18 protein-coding genes are annotated in these 16355 nt (G+C 34.6%); 5 read left to right on the forward strand and 13 right to left on the reverse strand.

Annotated features, from left to right (window positions below; translation table 11 throughout):
- Positions 1 to 63: 63 nt before the first annotated feature.
- On the forward strand, positions 64 to 738 hold the full coding sequence (gene rpiA, locus ACGH47_RS10055; protein ID WP_411623348.1) for a ribose-5-phosphate isomerase RpiA: 675 nt from the start codon (positions 64 to 66) through the stop codon (positions 736 to 738).
- Between the two features lie 59 nt (positions 739 to 797).
- On the forward strand, positions 798 to 2039 hold the full coding sequence (gene serA / locus ACGH47_RS10060) for a phosphoglycerate dehydrogenase (RefSeq protein ID WP_267380257.1): 1242 nt from the start codon (positions 798 to 800) through the stop codon (positions 2037 to 2039).
- Between the two features lie 137 nt (positions 2040 to 2176).
- Here the strand turns inward: serA and srlR are convergent, their stop codons facing one another.
- The 6 genes from srlR to srlA form a co-directional block, all read right to left on the reverse strand.
- A complete protein-coding gene (gene srlR, locus ACGH47_RS10065) occupies positions 2177 to 2956 on the reverse strand; it encodes a glucitol operon DNA-binding transcriptional repressor SrlR (RefSeq protein WP_411623349.1) in 780 nt (259 codons plus the stop codon).
- 102 nt (positions 2957 to 3058) lie between these two features.
- The gene (locus ACGH47_RS10070) at positions 3059 to 3424 is read right to left on the reverse strand and encodes a transcriptional regulator GutM (RefSeq protein ID WP_267380258.1); all 366 of its coding nucleotides are present in this window, start codon (positions 3422 to 3424) and stop codon (positions 3059 to 3061) included.
- A 72-nt stretch (positions 3425 to 3496) separates the two neighbouring features.
- Positions 3497 to 4276: a sorbitol-6-phosphate dehydrogenase gene (gene srlD, locus ACGH47_RS10075; protein WP_267360916.1), complete on the reverse strand. Its 780-nt coding sequence runs from the start codon at positions 4274 to 4276 to the stop codon at positions 3497 to 3499.
- A gap of 10 nt (positions 4277 to 4286) precedes the next feature.
- Positions 4287 to 4655 (reverse strand): PTS glucitol/sorbitol transporter subunit IIA, encoded by a 369-nt coding sequence (locus ACGH47_RS10080; protein WP_267360918.1) that lies wholly within the window; start codon positions 4653 to 4655, stop codon positions 4287 to 4289.
- A 24-nt stretch (positions 4656 to 4679) separates the two neighbouring features.
- Positions 4680 to 5687 carry a PTS glucitol/sorbitol transporter subunit IIB gene (locus ACGH47_RS10085; protein WP_324123839.1) on the reverse strand — a complete coding sequence of 336 codons (1008 nt, stop codon included), beginning with the start codon at positions 5685 to 5687 and terminating at the stop codon, positions 4680 to 4682.
- A gap of 27 nt (positions 5688 to 5714) precedes the next feature.
- A complete protein-coding gene (gene srlA, locus ACGH47_RS10090) occupies positions 5715 to 6263 on the reverse strand; it encodes a glucitol/sorbitol-specific PTS transporter subunit IIC (protein WP_267350127.1) in 549 nt (182 codons plus the stop codon).
- Positions 6264 to 6537: 274 nt separating this feature from the next.
- On the opposite strand from srlA, the gene ACGH47_RS10095 reads away from it, so the two are divergent.
- The 3 genes from ACGH47_RS10095 (at position 6538) to mutH (ending at position 8468) form a co-directional block, all read left to right on the forward strand.
- A complete protein-coding gene (locus ACGH47_RS10095) occupies positions 6538 to 7122 on the forward strand; it encodes a Dps family protein (RefSeq protein WP_065558418.1) in 585 nt (194 codons plus the stop codon).
- 79 nt (positions 7123 to 7201) lie between these two features.
- On the forward strand, positions 7202 to 7750 hold the full coding sequence (locus ACGH47_RS10100; protein ID WP_411623350.1) for an NADPH-dependent FMN reductase: 549 nt from the start codon (positions 7202 to 7204) through the stop codon (positions 7748 to 7750).
- 49 nt (positions 7751 to 7799) lie between these two features.
- Positions 7800 to 8468 carry a DNA mismatch repair endonuclease MutH gene (mutH, locus tag ACGH47_RS10105; RefSeq protein WP_267360922.1) on the forward strand — a complete coding sequence of 223 codons (669 nt, stop codon included), beginning with the start codon at positions 7800 to 7802 and terminating at the stop codon, positions 8466 to 8468.
- A gap of 29 nt (positions 8469 to 8497) precedes the next feature.
- On the opposite strand, the gene argA is transcribed toward mutH, so the two are convergent.
- The 7 genes from argA to ACGH47_RS10140 form a co-directional block, all read right to left on the reverse strand.
- On the reverse strand, positions 8498 to 9826 hold the full coding sequence (gene argA, locus ACGH47_RS10110; protein WP_411623356.1) for an amino-acid N-acetyltransferase: 1329 nt from the start codon (positions 9824 to 9826) through the stop codon (positions 8498 to 8500).
- A gap of 333 nt (positions 9827 to 10159) precedes the next feature.
- Positions 10160 to 11440, reverse strand: a complete 1281-nt coding sequence (locus ACGH47_RS10115) for an MFS transporter (protein ID WP_411623351.1) — start codon at positions 11438 to 11440, stop codon at positions 10160 to 10162.
- Between the two features lie 74 nt (positions 11441 to 11514).
- The gene (locus ACGH47_RS10120; RefSeq protein ID WP_411590627.1) at positions 11515 to 12714 is read right to left on the reverse strand and encodes an MFS transporter; all 1200 of its coding nucleotides are present in this window, start codon (positions 12712 to 12714) and stop codon (positions 11515 to 11517) included.
- A 290-nt stretch (positions 12715 to 13004) separates the two neighbouring features.
- Positions 13005 to 13517 carry a shikimate kinase AroL gene (gene aroL, locus ACGH47_RS10125; protein WP_267350141.1) on the reverse strand — a complete coding sequence of 171 codons (513 nt, stop codon included), beginning with the start codon at positions 13515 to 13517 and terminating at the stop codon, positions 13005 to 13007.
- A gap of 213 nt (positions 13518 to 13730) precedes the next feature.
- Positions 13731 to 14084, reverse strand: coding sequence for a DUF1870 family protein (locus ACGH47_RS10130; protein WP_267350143.1), 354 nt, complete (start codon positions 14082 to 14084; stop codon positions 13731 to 13733).
- Positions 14085 to 14237: 153 nt separating this feature from the next.
- Entirely contained in the window at positions 14238 to 15068 is an 831-nt protein-coding gene (aroE, locus tag ACGH47_RS10135) for a shikimate dehydrogenase (protein ID WP_411623352.1), read from the reverse strand.
- 327 nt (positions 15069 to 15395) lie between these two features.
- Positions 15396 to 16295 carry a LysR family transcriptional regulator gene (locus ACGH47_RS10140; protein WP_220215953.1) on the reverse strand — a complete coding sequence of 300 codons (900 nt, stop codon included), beginning with the start codon at positions 16293 to 16295 and terminating at the stop codon, positions 15396 to 15398.
- Between the last annotated feature and the right edge of the window lie 60 nt (positions 16296 to 16355).

Here is a 16355-nt window from a genome sequence, read left to right on the forward strand (position 1 = left end):
AGTAATTTTGCTTTCAAAATTTTATTTTTTTGAATAAAAATTATTTAAAACTACGGTGATATTATGACGCAAGATGAATTAAAAAAAGCGGTCGGCTGGTCTGCTTTAAAGTTTGTAAAACCCAACTCATTAGTTGGAGTTGGAACAGGGTCAACAGCCGCACATTTTATTGATGCTTTAGCAACGATTAAAGGTCAAATTAAAGGAACGGTTTCAAGTTCAGAAGCTTCCACCCAAAAACTACTCAGCTATGGTATCCCCGTACTTGATTGTAATGAAGTCGATAGTTTGGATGTTTATGTTGATGGCGCAGATGAAATTAATTATCAGATGCAGATGATAAAAGGTGGAGGAGCTGCACTCACGCGCGAAAAAATTGTTTCAGCATTGGCTAAACAGTTTATTTGTATTGTTGATGAATCAAAAGTTGTCAATGTATTAGGTAAATTTCCTTTACCCATTGAAGTCATACCAATGGCTAGATCATACGTTGCACGTGAGTTATTTAAACTGGGTGGAAAACCCGTTTATCGTCAGGGCGTGGTGACTGATAATGGCAATGTTATTTTAGACATTCATGATTTAGTCATCACAAACCCAATTAAATTAGAAAATTGTATTAATAATATTCCAGGTGTCGTCACAGTTGGTTTGTTTGCTAACAGAGGTGCAAACATTGCATTAGTCGGTTCAAGTTCAGGTGTCAAAGAGTTAACATTAAACCATTGTTCAAATTAAATTGAGTGTTATTATTAAAGTTTTACGCATTAATGTGGTATATGGAAAGAGAGGAAAAGATGGTTGTTCAGGCTTTAACTAAAGATGAAAATAAGTTTTTATTACTTGAAGGTGTTCACCCTAGTGCCATTGAGGTACTCAAATCCGCAGGTTTTACAAATATAGAATATCTTAAAAGCGCCTTATCCCCTACCGAACTTAAAACAGCCTTAAAAGATGTCCGCTTCATAGGAATTCGCTCAAGAACTCATTTAACCGAAGATATTATTAATTCAGCACCTAAATTAGCCGGTATTGGTTGTTTTTGTATAGGCACGAATCAAGTTGATCTCGATGCTGCAACTGTTAAAGGTATTCCTGTTTTTAACGCTCCATTTTCGAATACGCGATCTGTTGCTGAGCTTGTTTTAGCCGAAGCCATATTATTACTTCGACGAGTACCAGAAGCCAATGCTCAAGCTCATCAAGGTAAATGGAATAAAATAGCGACGGGATCTCATGAAGCTAGAGGTAAAAATCTAGGTATTATTGGCTATGGTCACATAGGTAGCCAATTAAGTATATTGGCTGAATCATTGGGAATGAATGTCTATTTTTATGATATTGAAACAAAATTACCTTTAGGCAATGCAAAACAGGTAGCAAGCATGAATGAATTACTCGCAATGAGTGACATTGTCAGTATGCATGTCCCTGAAAACCCAACCACAATCAGAATGATCAGCAAAAATGAGATCAATCAAATGAAATCAGGTGCGATATTAATTAATGCATCACGCGGTAAAGTTATCGATCTTGATGCATTAACTGATGCTTTAAAAGCCAATAAAATTAGTGGTGCCGCCATTGATGTATTTCCGACCGAACCAGCAAGTAATAATGATCCATTTGAATCGCCATTATGTGAATTCGATAATGTCATTATCACTCCGCATATTGGTGGTTCTACCAGCGAAGCTCAAGAAAACATTGGTATCGAAGTGGCGACTAAATTGGCTAAATATTCCGACACAGGTGCGACCCTGTCAGCTGTTAATTTTCCTGAAGCTTCTTTACCTATTCCGGCTAAAGGATCGAGTCGATTTATCAATATTCACCATAATCAACCCGGTGTATTAACCGCAATCAATACTTTGTTTGCAGAACAAGGTTTAAATATTTCGGCTCAATACCTACAAACGGATCCTAAAATTGGCTATGTAGTTATTGATATCGATAGGGTTGAACAAAGTAAAGCTGAAGAGTTATTAATTAAACTCAAAAATGTCGCAGGGACTATCAGAGCAAGATTACTATTTTAACTAAAGAAAATTATCAATTAAAGGGTTATTGATCATGGGTTTTGGTTTCTAACGTATCTCAATATATATTGAGATTACGTAAGAGGCCAAATACTCCAGAAATTTAATTCCACATTCAATCAAACTTTAGTATTAATCTATTTCTCAACTACTTTAACTTTAATAACATTGATACCCCGTTGTATCAAAGCATCATAATATTTATCATCTAAATGATCATCAGTGATGATAGTATCCACTGCATCTAAATCACAAACAACATTTGGGCTTCGTCGTCCAAACTTTGAAGAATCCGCTAATAAAATCAGTTTGGCAGCAGCTTTACTCATTGCCACACTACCGTGATAACTTTCATTAAAAGTGGTTACCCCACCAACCAAATCCACGCCATCAGCACCCATAAACAGTTTATCAAATGAATAGGATTCAAATGCTGCAATAGCTGAAGCATTATTACTATGAAACGAAGCGGATTTACGACGAAATGTGCCACCTGTTAATATAATATTTTGGTCATTATCATTAGCAACGAGCTCATTCACCATATGTAAGCTGTTGGTCATGATAGTTAAATTATTGAATTGAGCTAGCATAGGAATCATTTGTGCAACGGTACTTCCTGCATCAAAAATAACAGAATCCCCGTCATGAATAAGTGTTGCCGCTTCCTGTGCTATTGCTTTTTTTTGTGCCGTATTAATATAAGTTTTGTGATCAATCGCACGGTCACCAATTTCGCGATTTAACATTGCACCACCATAAGTCCGTAGTACAAGCCCACTTTCATAGAGTTGAGTAAGATCTTTTCGAATAGTGGTACCCGTCGTTTGAAAATGGGTAGCTAGCTCATCAACACTCACTTGCCCATTTTTTTGCAGATATTCTAAGATTGCAGTTTGTCGTTGCCTTACTTTCATGATTGGAGTCCATTATTACTGTTTAATAACAGAATTAATTTATTGTATAAAATATTATACTTCATCATGAAAGAAAATACTTTTCAAAATAAAAGATAGGGATTATTTATTTGCTTTTAATGCAAGAATCAAGGCGCTTTGTGACGCAAAATCATTGGGGAAAATGGTTTCAGGCATAATATCGGTAATATTTAGTCCCAATAATTGTGGTATTGGTTTTGGCAATGCAAAAACGGTCACTCCTTTCATCCATACTGAATCAATCACTTTTTTATCGTGATCTAATGATAGCGCGATTAAAACTTTCGGTTTAAAACGTTGAGTTTGGCTACGACCAACACCTAAGTAAGTGCCTTTCTTCATCGATAAAAATGCTCGATTAAAACGACGAATTTGAAACCAGCCAAGTATTATCTGTATACTCCAAGCAATTAGAGCCAATAAGGCTAACGTTGATGTCGTATCCATTATTCTCTCCTTTTAACCAGACCAGAAAAGAGATGTGCGAAAGGCATCGCTATACCTTCGCACCAAATTGAGTTAAAACATAACTTGTCCACCCGTAATATTAATTGATTGTCCTGTACAATATGATGCTTTATCGCTTGCATAAAATAACAATACGTTAAGCACATCTTGATAATCACAACCTCGTTTCAGTGGCACTTTATCAATATAAACTTGTTCAACTTGGTTTTCTGGTATACCAAGTTTTTTAGCATATTGTGGAATCAAGGATTGAAACATTGGCGATTTTAATAAGTTACCCAGCATCAATGAATTAACCGTAATTCCGTAGTCAGCAAGATCGAGTGCTAAAGATTGCGTTAATCCAACGCCACCAAATTTTGCGGCGCTATACCCTGAATTGTGTTTGCTACCGACTTTGCCCGATTTAGAGTTAATTTGTATAATTCGACCGGCAGTTTTATATTTAATCATTAAATTAGCAAATTCACGTGCACATAAAAAATAACCAGTAAGATTAACATTGACGGATAATTGAAAGTCTTTCAATACAAAATGAGTAATGGGCGCAGCTTTAGCAACACCGGCACTGTAAACCATTAAATCAATTCGTTTAAATGTGTTATCAACCTCTTGAGCTAGCTGTCGCACGCTCTCCTCATTTGTTGCATCGACCCCAAAACCTTTTGCTGTTCCTACCCCATATTTTTTATTTATTACTTCAGCAACTTTATTTGCATTATCAATATTTAAATCTGCAACGGCAATTTTATACCCAGCATCAGCAATACCTTCAGATAAAAAAGCCCCTAAGGTTTGTCCACCACCTATAATGACTGCTACTTGTTTCATTTTCTGTTCCTTAAATAGTTAAAATTATAATTTCATCATCAATATTAAGTTGATTAGGTATTTCACCAGTAACATGCACTGACCCCGGTAATTCAGCTTCACGATTCCCATCAAATCTTAATGTGAGATGACCTAACTCTTTAAAATTGGTTGTGGCGACTTCCCCAACCGAAGTTATACGATAAGTGTGATTGCCTAATTGAATGCATTGCCCTATTTCAAGATTCTGCCTTAACTCGTCATGACTATGTATAAAGCAATAATCGGCTAAATCAGACGGTGCACCTTCTTTAAACAGGATTAGCATGCCATCTGCCAACGCTTCTTTGGCAAAGTCACCAATTTGTTTAACTTTTGAATGGTAGATAACTTTTGACATCATTGACCTTCTCTATTCGTTTGCTTATTGATAAATAAATAACGACACTGCCCACGCAATTAAAACAGTTGGCGCGCCAGTTAAGAAACGACTGACTAAAACAGCGGGAACCCCAACACGCACGGTATCTTGTTTCGCTTCGGCAAGAGACAAACCGACAGGAATGAAATCACAAGCAGCTTGAGCATTAATGGCAAACAAAGCAGGTAAAGCTAAGTGTGGCGGAATATTACCAAGACCAATTTGAACACCAACTAACGTCCCGATGACTTGTGCAATAACCGCACCGGGTCCTAAAAATGGCGAAAGTAATGGAAAAGAACAAATAAGCGCTAAAATAACCAGACCAAGTGGATTATCAGCTAATGGAACTAAGCCATGAGCTATCAAATCACCTAATCCTGAGGCAATAATAATACCAATTAAGGCCGATACAAATGCCATAAACGGTAAAATAGTTTTAAGTACAGTTTCAATCGTATCTCGACCAGCTTGAAAGAATACGGCAACACCTGATCCCATACCGATACCGATTTTTGCTAATAAACCATCGCTTTGTTCGGTGATTTTTTTACTACTGTCATACTCTTTAAAATTATTTGTGTGCACTTTTTGATGTGAATTGTTTGTAACAGATGCTTTCTGGATGTCACTATCTATCTCTTTTTCAATCACACTAATATTATTGGATTTTACGGCTGAGACATAAATATCTTCCAAAATATATTGGGCAAGTGGCCCTGATTTACCTGTCGCATGAATATTAATTGTAGGCACTCTATTTTTAGGATAGATACCACATCTTAATGTGCCACCACAATCAATGACAGCAACCCCAATTTCATCCTTAGGCGGTTCCCCTTCTTTAAAACCATCAATAGCTTGCCAACCCGTTAATTTTTCTAAAGTATCAACAATTGCTGGTCGGGTACCTGCTGCAATGTATACAATTTTTTTACCCGCTATAATTGGCAGCTCTAAAGGTCCACCCCAACCGGCTTCACCTTTTTCAATTCGAATAAATTTCATCATGTTCATTACCTTGTTTATTCCTTTTAGTTATAGATGTACCTTTCGATCTAATTTAATGCCCATTTTTTTTTCAAAAATAGCAGTACAAAAATCAGTAATCCAACCTCTAAAAAAGTTGGTGAATAAGCCAACTAAAAAATAACTTACAGCCAATGGTCCTAAAGGAAGGTTTAAGGTTGTTAACCCGGCCGCGATACCTAAATAAACAAAAAGTTCACCGGGATTAACATGAGGAAATAGCCCATTCATTGAATGGCAGCTGTAAGATGATGCCGCATAATAACTAGGTTTATAAAACTCGGGCATAAAACGCCCTAGGCTAAGCGTCATCGGATTACAAAAAACAAATGTGCCTATTAAAGGTAACAATAAATATCGTGAAATAGGATTGCCTGCACAAGCTTGCGCTAAGCGCTCAATACGGTCTTGCCCAATGAATTTGATTACGGCATTCATAACCACTAACAGTGAAATTAACAGTGGTAATATTCCCGTAACCATACCGACAAACACTTTTCCACCTTCTTGAAATAAGCCGATAAACCATTCGGCTCCATATGAAATTGTATCAATCATAATTTCTCCTCATTAATTAAACTTCAAACAAAGAGTATCAATTTCAAAAACACAAAACTTTTAACTATGTCACAATTTGAAATAAATTCTTTTATTGTGAAAGAATTTATTTCAAATAATGCTTTATTTAGAATAAAAATAAGAATCATAGACTGCTGAAATAGCAGTAATAGTTAAAAATAGCTCATTTTGATTGGACTTTAGTTAAGACTTGGCGTAATTTGGTATAGGAAAGTTAAGCAATTTTTACAATTCACCTATAGGAGAATATTAGATGGCTAAAAGTACTACTTCCAAAAAAACGACTACAAAAAAACCGTTATCTGCCAAAAGTACAGCTACTGCAAAAAGACTACAACAATCTGCAATTTTATTTCCAACTGATTTAGGTCAAAAAGCGTCTAAAGATATCTCTGGAGCAATGAATTCTGTGTTAGCCGATGTCTTTGCTTTGTATTTAAAAACTAAAAACTTCCATTGGCATGTCAGTGGTCCACATTTTCGTGATTACCATTTAATGTTAGACGATCATGGAGATCAACTATTTGCAATGACTGATCCGATTGCTGAACGTGTACGTAAATTGGGCGGAACAACGTTACGTTCAATTAGTCACATCTCTAAATTACAAAGTATTTCTGACAATAATGCAGATTTTGTTGAGCCGTCTGATATGCTTGCTGAACTTTGTCAAGATAATATTAGATTAACAGAACGAATGCGTGTTGCTCATGATATTTGTGATAAATATAATGATTCAGCAACAGCAAGCTTAATTGAAGAATGGATTGACCAATCTGAAAGACGAGCTTGGTTCCTATTTGAGACAGGACGTAAATTGGATTCATCAGGACATTAAAACACCGTAATGATCTGTAATTATTTTAAATAAGAGACACTAATGGTGTCTCTTTATTTTCAATTTAAGGGGACCCAAAATGAGTAAAAAAATTGCAGTACTCGTTGGTAGTTTACGTAAAGGTTCATATAATTTAAAAGTAGCTAAAATCCTTAAAGAAATTGCCCCTTCTTCACTTTCCTTATATTTAATCGAAATTGGCGATCTTCCCTTTTATAATGAAGATATTGATACCGATACCCCACCAGCATCTTACACTTTATTTCGCAACGAAATAGCGGATTGTCAAGGCGTGATTTTTGTCACACCTGAATATAACCGAGGTTTACCTGCTGTGATCAAAAATGCAATTGATGTCGGCTCACGTCCTTATGGTAAAAATGTCTGGGCAAAAAAACCAGCCGCAGTGATTTCGGTCTCACAAGGTGCAATTGGCGGTTTTGGCGCTAATCATCAACTACGTCAGTCACTAGTTTTTCTAGATATGCCAACCTTACAACAGCCTGAAGCTTATATTGGTGGTATCAGTGCCGCTTTCGATGTGAATGGCAATATTTCAGAAAAAACCCGAGAATTTCTTTCATCAATTATTCAAGCTTACGCAGTATGGGTTGAAAAATTAAGCTAATCCTTTATCATTTTAGGTAGGCATAATTATTAGATGATAGCGTTTATAAATGGCAATATTTTTTCCAAGCAGTGAACAAGAGTTATTAGATCGAGCAAAACTTGTTGCTGGATATACATTTGGTGAAATTGCTCAATATTTAGGCATGCCAATTCCTGACAATTTGACTAAACAAAAAGGATGGGTTGGCAATCTTATTGAAACGTTTTTGGGAGCCAATGCCGGTAGTAAAGCTGAACGAGATTTTAGTAATTTGGGCATCGAACTAAAAACAATTCCAATTGATATGCATGGTAAACCATTAGAAACGACCTTTGTCAGTGTCGCACCATTAATGGCAAATCATGGTGTGATTTGGGAAACAAGCCATGTGAAATATAAATTATCTAAAGTACTTTGGATCCCAATCGAAGGGGAAAGATCTATCCCACTTGCCAATCGTAAAGTTGGCAGTCCTATTTTATGGATACCCTCAAAAGAACAAGAACAGCAACTCAAACAAGATTGGCAAGAACTGATGGATATGATTGCATTAGGTCATGTTGAAAGAATTACAGCACATTATGGCACATATTTACAAATAAGACCTAAAGCGGCAAACGGTAAAGCTTTAACCGAAGCGGTAGGAGAAAATGGTCAAACTATTTTAACACGTCCACGTGGTTTCTATCTTAAAAAGTCTTTCACCAAGCAAATTTTACACAATGCTACTTACTAACACTATCATCCTGATTCTAAGAAAAGAATTTAAATAATATCAAGCATTAAAATTTTGGAGTTGCGTTGATAATTATAAAGTTGCTTTTTTTTAATCGGTAAATCATCAACTTCAGCTGGGTTAAATCCCTTTTCTCTAAACCAATGAATACTACGCGTTGTTAGCACAAAGATTTTATTGAGTCCTAAATTTTGTGCTCTACTTGCAACCGTATTAATTAACAAATCACCTCTGGATGAATTGCGATAATCCGGATGAATGGCTACACATGCCATTTCACCCATTTTTTCTTCCTGATAAGGATAAAGCGCTGCACAACCAATAGTCATATTGTCACGTTCAATAATTGTGAATTTATCAATTTCCATTTCCAATTGCTCTCGTGAACGCTTAACTAAAATACCTTGTTCTTCTAATGGACGAATCAATTCTAAAATACCACCAATATCGTTTATGGTCGCTAAGCGAATTTGCTCCGAATGCTCTTTAGCAACTTGCGTTCCTATGCCATCCCGTGAAAATAGTTCTTGTAAAATAGCGCCATCAATTAAATAGCTAACTAAATGACTACGCCTAACACCATTTCGACAGGCTTTTGAAGCGGCTTTCAAAAAGCGAGCTTCACTGGATAGATATTTACCTAATTGCTGTTTACGATTGACATAGTTGTCAGCATCGATTGGGAAAAGGTCAGTAATAACTTTACCTTGTTCATCAAGTACACCCTGCTCAGCACAAAAGCTGATTAACTTTTCAGCTTTGACTCGAATCGCCACTTCGGCAGCGACATCTTCTGAAGCTAAATTAAAGCTTTCTCCAGTCACCGATACACCAACCGGCCCTAATAGCACAATTGAACCACGATTGAGTTGCTCATCAATTGCCTCATTGTTAATACGACGAATTTTACCCGTATGGCAATAATCAATTCCTTCGTCTATTCCTAAGGGTTGAGCAATAACAAAATTACCGCTGACAACATTAATATGAGCACCTTGTAATGGGGTATTATTTAAACTCATTGATAAACTGGCAGTAATATTCAGTTGTAACATGCCTGTTACTTGCTTAATAATATCCAAAGTAACGGCATCTGTAATTCGGGTGTTTTTGTGGTATTTCGGCTCAATATTTTGATTTTTAAGTGATTCATCAATTTGATTGCGTGCTCCATTGACAATAACCAATTTGATTCCAAGACTATACAGTAATCCAATATCACTAATAATACTTGAATAGTTATTACTTTTTAGCACAGCACCTGTTAATAGGATAACAAAAGTTTTTCCATGATGAGCATTGATATAAGGTACAGAATGCCTTAATCCTTCAACTAACTCGGTTGTTCGCTCTTTCATTTTCGCAATCACCCAAATTGAATATTTATTCATATTTTTTGTATTTTTATTTATTTGCGAACAATAATCAAGCAATATTTGATAAAATTTTAACAAGATAAAATCATAAGTTAAGTAACAAAAGAAAAACCTGTATTCAATAGTGTTTTGTTTATCAAAATATTATTAAAAGTGGTAACAAAAACAAAATCAACGTATAAAAAAAGCATACCATTATTGTATGCTTTTTAAACTGAGAATAAATTTAAGTAATGCACTAAAAAACGAGCATTATTTATTCACCGTTTTTTGTCATAATTAATATCAACATCTCCTAAAATTTCATTAAATGATTTATTTATTAATATTAAAGATTATGCGATAGCGCATTAATACGATAACCGCTAGTAATGCACCTAAACCTGCAATGATTGCATCACTTAACATGATATATCTTAAACCAAAATTTGTAGATATCCAGCCAATTAAAAAGGGAATGACTGTCGTTGCAACGCTCGATGAAGTGAAGAAAATGCCCAATACTTTACCCTTTCCTGATGGAAAAAATTCAGCCATGGTCGTTAATGCAAGCTGTAATACACCGCCTGCAGCAGTGAAACCAAGCACAAATCCTCCAACAATACACATTGTTGGTGATGGATTGAGATACAATACGATAAGCATTAACATAGATAACAGCGGATAGACAACCACAATATATACAGGTTTGATTAAACTTTTGACCAATATTGAAGTTAAAAAGACACTAGCAAGGGTACCTAGACCATACGAAGAGAATGCCTTAACCGCTCCTGCTGAATCCATACCAGCGACAGTTTGAGAGAAATCCTTTAAACATGAAGAAACCAAATAAAATGTTGCGGTAGAGGTAAAACCAATCACAATAAAACAGATACCTTCAATCCAAAAATTTGATTTATGTTTTAAAGTTGGCGCTTCTTCAGTAATCGTTTGTAAATCTTTTTCTTCTTGTTCTGGTGTGATTTTATGATTTGGAAATGGCATTTTCAGTACAACTAATGCATTTAATGCGAGAATAATACAACATAAGATAAATGACCAACCGTAATACCCTTCACTCGCCATAATAATACCCATAATGATAGGTAGTACTGATTGACCTGCGGCAATCGCTGCTTTAGTTAATATCGATGCAGAACCAGGCGATTTTGGAAAAGCTTCCATTAATGCAGGATAAGTACCGGCATCAAGTGTTGAATTAGCTATACCGCCTAACACCGCAAACATAAAAGCAATTTCAAAACTCGGGCTTACCAAAATACCAACTAAAAAACCAATATAAAATAATCCGCCTAACGCAATAAAAGGTTTTCGCCCATACTTATCGGATAACGTTCCCATAACAAATAGGACTAGCAAGCGCCCCACGCCTAACCCCATCATGACATCATAAACACTTTTTTTTGCCTTGCCTATTAAGTCAGTTTGTTCAGGGGTAAGTGCATCTTGCGTAATATTAAATAAGTAAGCAATGTCAGGATTAAACTGAGCAGCTAAATAATCAATATTCAAACCAAGTATTATTGCCCCCATTCCATGCACAAAGTAGTTTATATATAAACAGATCGAAGTGCCTAAATATCTATTTTTCATTTATTATTTCCTGTAAAAATTAATTTTCAAAACACTAAAATAAATTTTACTCATCATGTAAATAACATTGAGTTTTAAATTTTTTTCATATCTATCACTTTGGTAAAACGGAAATAGACAATCAGCGCTAATACCACACTAGTCAGCGCAATAACAAAATCGGTCAAAATGGCATAACGTACATCAATTTTCGCTAATTTAGGTACTATCAATGGAATAACAGTAAAAGAGAATCCGCTAAAAGTATACATACAACCAACGGCAATACCTTTATGGGTTGGAAATAATTGTTGCATGACAACTAACGTTAATTGAAGTACGCCACCTGCAGCAGTAAACCCCATTCCAATAGCAACAAAAAAACACATCTCCGAAGATATATTGAAATAGAAAAGAATGAGCACAAGAGCGGATAGAGCAGGAAGAATAATGATGCAATCTATTGGCTTTAAAAAATATTTGACTATAAATGCAGTAACAAACACAGAAATAATTGATGCTCCGCTATAATAGCTAATCAACTGGTTAGCTTCAAATTCATCCATATTCACACCTTGAACCGCTATGGTTGGCAACCATTGTGAAATGACCAAAAATGTTGCTGTGGTGGTAAACCCCATGATAATTAATAGCACACCTTCAATAGCAAATTTTGGGGTATCTTTAAAATAATTATCACTTCCTTCACACCCCGTAATAGCAATTTTTTTAGAAGGAAATTGGGTTGGTGCAAGCAATATTCCATTGATTATCAAAAATGCAGCAAAAGAAAGAAATGCCCAACCATACCAGATATGATATTCACCAAAAAAAGTAACGATAAAAGGTAATATTAATGTTCCAATTGAAATGAACGCTTTAATCAATACACTAGCAGAACCTGCTGATCGAGGAAAACACTCAGTTAATGTAGGCATAGAGCCAGTATCTAAACATGAGTTTCCAGCCCCAATAGCAATAGCGAGACAAAAGGCGATATGAATGTCAGTGCAAAACGTCATACCTACAAAAAAGATTACATAACATGCCATTCCTAAATAGATAAAAAGTTTACGACCAAATATATCTGACAAGATTCCACCAGCTAGCATCAAAGATATTTTTCCTATCCCAATACCAGAAGCAACATAGCCAAGTTCAACAATATCGGTATTGAGTTGTTTTGAAAGATCATTTGAAAATTGCATGATTACGATTAAAGCAATACTTTGTATAATGTAATTTGCGTAAATAGAGCTGACAATCCCATAAGAATTGACCTTTCGATTATCCATTGGTAGTACTCCATAGCTAAAAATTAAAAATATAAAACTATAATTGCTTTCAATATACAATCATCAATCTGAATCTAAAAGAGATAAGTATAATTTTATTGCTAAACTTTAATGTTGGTCACATTTATTTATAGATTCTAATAAATTCATAAATAGAAAAATATAGTATTGATTAATATACGAACCAAAAAATAAATTTATTCTATAGTATTTTAAGAATTTATTCTTTTTTTTTATAAAAAATGCCACATTGAATGTGGCACTTTGGAAGAAAGGAAGAAAATAGTATATTAATTCTGCAAAATTTGAAGAATTTCACTAAGAATTTGACTTTCATCTTGATCAACATTGATTACATGATGTGCTGCATCATGATATAAAGGTAATCTATCTGCTAATACTTTTTCCATTTCATCAACGATGGATAAGCCTGTTAAGGATGGTCTTTGGGCAACATTAGGATCTTTCATTAAGCGTGCGGCTAATGTTGCCGCAGGAGCAGATAAAAAGATCACTGTTCCATTTTGTTTCATGAAGTCACGATTATGTTCAGCTAATACCATCCCACCTCCAGTTGCGATAACACGTGACGATTTGGTCGTATCAATCAGGACTTGACTCTCTCTTGCTCTGAATCCTTCCCAACCTTCTTTTTCGACGATTTCTGCAACGGTTTTTTGGGTAGTTTCCAGTAAATGGCAATCTGTATCAACAAAAGAAAATGACAGCTTATTTGCAAGCATTTTTCCTATAGTTGTTTTACCTGCTGCTCTTGCACCAACTAAAAAAATTGTCTTATTCATATTGGATCCTTTCATATTTACAGATTGAAAAATATATCACTATGCTAGTGATTCACTTCAGCTTTTGCAACAATTTTTTTACATATTGTTTATCAAAACAAACGGCATTGATTTTTATAAATTTAATTTAATTTTTTATCAATTTTTTGTAAATAAAAATTTACACCCTTTATTCTGTTCACTTTATAAATTTATATTATCATCTATAATCTACTAACAAAGTTTTTCTAAACCACGAAAATAGAGTTCCGTTGCAATTGATTGATGTAAGCGCCACTGTATGACATCAAGATCTGGGTTTACCTTTTTAAATTCTTCAAATGTCATGAAATAACGAATAGTATTACTTCCTACTCTATCATTAATACTATTGATGATAATATTTACTTTATCAGTACGAAGTTTTTTTAGCGCTTTCATTGCATTAGCCACAAATTCCGGTACAGGCTCTATGCCTTTTTCCCAATCGTGCCAAGTTTTCGCATCAGTTTTACCAATATATTCGCTTGCTTCTGGCACTTTTAGCATAAGAAAACGGCGATAAGCTTGCAATTCTAGGTTAGTCATAATTACTCCTTCTAATAACAGACTAAATTTATACAATAGAATAAAAACCAATTAAAATCGAAAATTAGAATTTTTCAGCAAATTGTATAAATCGTTTATCAAACACATTTAATGATGCAAAATGGTTCAATGTATTGAATTTTTACTAAATACTTATTTTTCAGCTAAAGCATCTATAACAGCTTGTTTTGCCCGGTCAGATAAATCTTTTCCTGTCCAAATTTTGAATTGGGCATTCGCTTGACCGATAAACATTTCTCGTCCCGAAATTGATTCCCATCCCGCTTTTTCAGCTTCTTGTCTAAAACGAGTATGATATGGAGTATACACAATGTCATATGCAATACCTTTTCCTTTGAACCAAGAATATTCATAAGGTGTCTGATCTTCAAATTTACCTTTCATACCTAATGGCGTAGAATTGATAATAATTTGTGCTTCAACTTTATCACGGTCTTCCCAAGCAACCGTTTTTAAATTAAATTCTTTGGCAAGCTCTAACGGCAAATCTGTTACAATATCCGTTACAGTAATATCGGTATAACCTAGATCATGTAAGCCAACTACCGCAGCTCGAGCTGCACCGCCTGCGCCAAGTAATAGCACTTTTTTGTAGTGTGGCGGTAGCTGCTTTTCTTGAAGAGGTTGCATAAAACCAACAATATCTGTGTTATCACCACAAAGCTTATCACCATCCCAATAAACCAAATTTGCAGCACCTGCTTTTTTGACATGTTCAGTCACTTCATCTAAATAAGGAATAATAGCTTGCTTATGTGGAATTGTGACACACAATCCGCGAATATTTAATAATCTTACAGATTTAAAAAGCGTAGGAATATCTTCTGGTGGTGTTGAAAATGGAACCAAAACCGCTGGAATGCCATAATCTTGAAATGATGTGGTATGAATTAGTGGACTCAAACTATGTCCTAAAGGATAACCGATAATGCCGTAAATACTATAAGGCGTGAACTGGCTCATGTAATCTCCTTGAAAGTTAGAAAATTAAACCGAATAAATAAATTCTGTCATTCATTGTATTAAAGCATATTTATTATAAAATTAAATCATTTTTTCTAAAATTATAGACACCCTTAATGATTTGTTTTATAACAATTTGTTTAATATATAGAATTTAAATTTGATGAGTAAAAGCAATGTTAAATTGTTTAGAAAATTCATCGATAATAAACTTTTTTATATTTTTTGATGAAAATTGATCATTGATAAGGTTTATCACATCACAAACCTTATCATTATTCTGATATGCCAAATCCCCTATGATAAATTCATGCTAGTTGATAAAATTTATCGACCAAAAATCGCATCATCACTGTGTTCAATTAAGAAATGATAAAACTTCTGCGCTGCCGGTAATAACGGTCTATTTTCCATTGTCGCAATAAATATATCTCTTTTTTGATAATTTTTGCTCATTGGTACTAATGTTACATTGAACTCTTCAGGTATATGTACTCTCGGCATAATACCGATACCATAATTAATCGATACTAATCCCATCATGGCGCTTTCTGTTTCAACATGACAAGCTATGTTCGGCTTGATGCCCGTTTTATTTAACATGTCATCGATCACACTTTTCATCCCACTTCGTTCTGTAAATAAAATAAGGGGTTCGTGAATTAAGTCTTTTAAATCAAGTTTTTTACGCTTAGATAAAGGATGATCATTAGAGATAATAAAAACTAATTCTTGTTTAGTTAACTTTTGAAAATGAACATCTGGTTCATCTTGTAAACGTGAACAGATAGCTATCTCGTATTTTTTGTCTCTTAATCCTTCAATGATATTTTGTGACATTCCTTCATAAAAAGAGAAAGTAATGTCTTTATTCTCAGGTTGAGCTAAAAACGCCTTGATAATTTTTGGAATATAATTGGAACTAATAGAATAGATAAAAGCAAGTCCAATATGACCATGTGAAACACTGGTTAACTCTTTAACAAACTGTTCGCCTTCTGATAATGCCGTTAGTGCTTGTTCTACATAAGTAAGATATTGTTTTCCTTCTTTTGTTAGTTCAACATTTCGGCCTCTTTTTTGAAATAATTTAATCCCAACCTCTTTTTCCAGTTCTGATATAGAATGACTAAGGCTTGGCTGACTGATTGAAAAATATTCTGATGTTAATGTGTAATGTTGAGTTTTAGCAAGCACTTGGAAATATTTTAGTTGTTTAAGATTCATGTGATCAAACTCTCTTTACTTAGTTATACAAAAGACAGTATAGGAGAATTTTCCATTAAC

Source organism: Gilliamella sp. CG16, assembly GCF_046635785.1.
GTDB classification, from domain to species: domain Bacteria; phylum Pseudomonadota; class Gammaproteobacteria; order Enterobacterales; family Orbaceae; genus Gilliamella; species Gilliamella apicola_I.